Origin of the sequence: Blautia sp. DFI.1.216, assembly GCF_020594215.1 — a bacterium.
GTDB lineage: Bacteria > Bacillota > Clostridia > Lachnospirales > Lachnospiraceae > Blautia_A > Blautia_A wexlerae.
On the sequence record NZ_JAJDML010000162.1, the window covers coordinates 1 to 626 of the forward strand.

At 38.2% G+C, this 626-nt stretch carries 1 protein-coding gene; it reads left to right on the forward strand.

Features of this window, described 5'->3' with window-relative positions:
* Nucleotides 1-49 precede the first annotated feature (49 nt).
* Nucleotides 50-622: a hypothetical protein gene (locus tag LJE11_RS19225; protein WP_008708199.1), complete on the forward strand. Its 573-nt coding sequence runs from the start codon at nucleotides 50-52 to the stop codon at nucleotides 620-622.
* Nucleotides 623-626: the final 4 nt, after the last annotated feature.

Consider the following 626-nt stretch of genomic DNA (forward strand, 5'->3'; position numbering starts at 1 on the left):
CTGAAAGACCGCCAGTTAGTGTGATGATGATAAGGAGATTTTGAAACTGATGACAGACAGAGATTATGCAATTAAATCAATGAAAGAAATTACCTTCCAGATGGCAAGTCATGCACAGGATTATCTGGAAGTTACAATCGAAAGACATTATACTGATATTAAAGAACTGATGAGAAGCTACCAGAAACTGATTTTAGAAAACCAGGTTGTATTGGAAGAACTGGATATGGAGTGCCAGGAGAAAATCAATGAAGATATGGCATATGCATTGAGTTATCTGAGCATTTATAACAATCAGCTGAATGTGCCAAAGATGCACCGGGAAATGAATAACCTGATGATCATTTATGGCTTGTCTGATATGATCTATCGTGGAATGACACTGGTGAAGTTCTATGCACCGAATGGTGTGATGCTCAGTGAAATCCTTCATTCCTGTTTTTGCAGTCATTATAATAAGACAGATGTGGAAGTACAGCAGGAGTTAGGAATAGGCAGGACTTCTTTTTATAAAATGAAGAAGCAGGCACTTGGATATTTAGGATTTTATTTTTATGAGATCGTGGTACCGCAGGCAAAGGATAAAAGATTTAAACCGTCACTGGGCGTTGAGGAAGAGTAGGTGA

Bases quoted from the DNA above. Each gene is read 5' to 3' on its own strand.
- LJE11_RS19225 (WP_008708199.1), top strand. From the start codon at position 50: ATGACAGACAGAGATTATGCAATTAAATCAATGAAAGAAATTACCTTC.